Source organism: Paenibacillus cisolokensis, from assembly GCF_050481165.1.
GTDB classification, from domain to species: domain Bacteria; phylum Bacillota; class Bacilli; order Paenibacillales; family Paenibacillaceae; genus Paenibacillus_AH; species Paenibacillus_AH cisolokensis.
The window spans coordinates 1-2,572 of the sequence record NZ_JBCNFP010000174.1 but is presented as its reverse complement, the minus strand read 5'-3'; the positions used below and the strand labels follow the sequence as shown (position 1 = coordinate 2,572).

At 44.9% G+C, this 2,572-nt stretch carries 3 protein-coding genes; all 3 read left to right on the top strand.

What is annotated here, in order from left to right; translation table 11 throughout:
- Positions 1-151: 151 nt before the first annotated feature.
- Entirely contained in the window at positions 152-1,393 is a 1,242-nt protein-coding gene (locus tag ABEV74_RS22495) for a site-specific integrase (RefSeq protein ID WP_430149826.1), read from the top strand.
- The gene (locus tag ABEV74_RS22490) at positions 1,386-2,372 is read left to right on the top strand and encodes a tyrosine-type recombinase/integrase (RefSeq protein ID WP_430149823.1); all 987 of its coding nucleotides are present in this window, start codon (positions 1,386-1,388) and stop codon (positions 2,370-2,372) included. Before ABEV74_RS22495 ends, ABEV74_RS22490 begins: the two co-directional genes overlap by 8 nt.
- On the top strand, positions 2,359-2,572 hold a 214-nt coding region (locus ABEV74_RS22485), incomplete at its 3' end, for a site-specific integrase (RefSeq protein WP_430149820.1). The genes ABEV74_RS22490 and ABEV74_RS22485, both read left to right, overlap by 14 nt.

Genomic DNA, 2,572 nt, shown 5'->3' with positions numbered 1-2,572 from the left:
CTGGGACCTCCCGGCGTCGGTAATTATCGAAAGAATTTGGTTATGGAAAGAATTGAGCGTACATCCCGTTATTTCAATGAATGTACATTGATTTCTTTCCATAACACCTCAGAATAGACAATGAATTTATCATGTCTATTGGAGGTAAGCCATGGAACCAAGGAAACCAATTGAGGAACTCGCGGCAGAGGTCGTCAAAGAACTTGAGCGTTTGCATTACGCATATAACACCATATGCCAATTGCGCGCTTCGTTCAAAAGGATCTGTGCATTCGCGAGAGACAGAAATGTGCAATACTTTTCCGAGGATTTCGGAAAAGTATACTTGAAAGAAAAATATGGCTGTACAACAAATTACTATCTGGATATCTTCCCTAAAAAGGCGAAACAAGCCATTCGCTCGGTCCGACTTCTCGGCGATTTCCAACTTCATGGTGTTGTCATTCGCAGGATTAAGAAGCGCAAGGGTTATGTGAAGCCACCACAGTTTGAGGAAGCTCTGACCGCGTACGAAAAAGAATGTGAAAGCAATGAATACTCGCTACGCGGTATGCGCACCAGACTGCAGCGATTATTTTTCTTCATCGATTACCTGTCAATGCGCAGAGTGATGGATTTTAGCGAAATCACGCCTGAAATCATCTCGGATTATGTCATTAGCATTTGTCCTAATCATGAAAAAAGTATCGCGTCCATTCTGACTACTTTGAGAGTTTTCTTGAGGTTCCTCTATCTACACGGATACATCAAAGAAGACCTATTTCTTAGCGTGCCGAAGCAGAGTAAATACAAATACCCTGCTGTCCCGTCTACTTGGGAGCCGGACGAGGTAAAACGAATGCTTGATGCTATTGATCGGGCAAACCCTGTCGGGAAACGAGACTATGCCATCCTTCTTCTAGTCGCAAAGCTTGGAATACGTGCCGGCGATATCAAGGCGTTGAAACTCTCAGACTTAAATTGGACTTCTAAAACCATTACCATCACGCAAGAAAAAACAAAAGTCGAAGTTACTTATCCAATTTTGCATGATGTGGGCTGGGCATTAATCGATTATCTCCAACATGCCCGACCTGTTTGCGATACACCCTATTTGTTTGTACGCCTACATGCTCCTTTTGAAGCCTTCGGTGAAAACGCCAATCTTCATAACATAATTACGAAATACACCCGCTTAGCCGGAATTACTATTCCCCGCGGGAAACGGCATGGCCTTCATTCGTTAAGGCACTCGCTTGCAAGTACACTATTGGAGCAGGGAGCATCCCTTGCCGTTATCTCCGAAATCCTAGGCCATGTAGACTCGAAGTCAACTTCAGTATATCTGCATACGGATATGAAAGGGCTGGCGGCCTGTGCGCTCGACCCAGAGGAGGTGATGCTCCATGTCTGAAGCTCGCCCGTACAAAAGCTCGCTGTCCATCCCTATTGAAGGCTACATTGCTGAGAAGCAGGCTCTCGGGTATGCATTTAAGAAAGGTTCGGCTTTGTTGAAGATTTTTGACTCTTACGTTCACAGCCACTGCCCGACTGAGACCGTTCTAAGTAAGGAACTGGTGATAGAGTGGACTGCTCGCAAGCCCAATGAGACCCTATCCACCCAATGTGGTAGGATTTCATTGCTGCGGGGGTTGGCAGAATACATGAATCGCGTAGGATATTCAGCGTATGTATATCCCAAAGCAATGAACACCGTAAACAGATATTCTTATATTCCTTACATATTTTCGAATATCGAAGTGAAACGAATATTTGAGGTGTGCGATCAATATCCGCCGAACAGTTGCGCACCTAATCGGCATTTAGTCTTGCCGCTATTACTCCGAATGCTTTACGGATGTGGCCTCCGAATTTCCGAGGCGATGCAATTGACTATCCAAGATGTTGATCTGAACAGTGGTTCCTTATACATTCGCAATGCTAAGTTCAACAAAGAGCGGATTTTACCAATATCAGAAAGTCTTAAAGAGCGATGCCTGGAGTATTGTAAAACTGTCGACATTGGAAGGTTAGGTAACCCGTACTTCTTTCCTTCTCCGTTTGGCGGACATTATTCCGAATCAACTCTGTACAAGCTTTTTAGGGATGTGCTCTGGAGAGCGAAGATTCCGCATTTGGGGAGAGGAAAAGGTCCCCGCATTCACGATTTTCGGCATACCTTCGCTGTAAATTGCTTAAAGAAATGGGTGTTAGACGGAAGGGATCTTAACAACAGCCTTCCTTATCTTTCGGCCTATCTCGGCCATGAAGATATGCGAGGCAGCCAAAGATATTTGCGTTTGACTGCTGATTTGTATCCCGACATCACAAGCAAGATTGAAGAAATCTGCTCATACATCATTCCGGAGGTGAGGCAGTATGAAGCAGACTGACTTTGCGAAGACGCTTGCCCGGTATCTGACAGATTTTCTGCCCGGACAGAGAAACGTCAGCCCCAATACGATTAAATCCTATCGCGATACCTTCAAGCAATATCTTAAGTTCATGCAAGAGGAACGGCAGATCAGGCCAGAAAAGATTTCGTTCGCTTCTGTAACCACACAAAGTATTCAGGATTTCTTACACTGGCTTG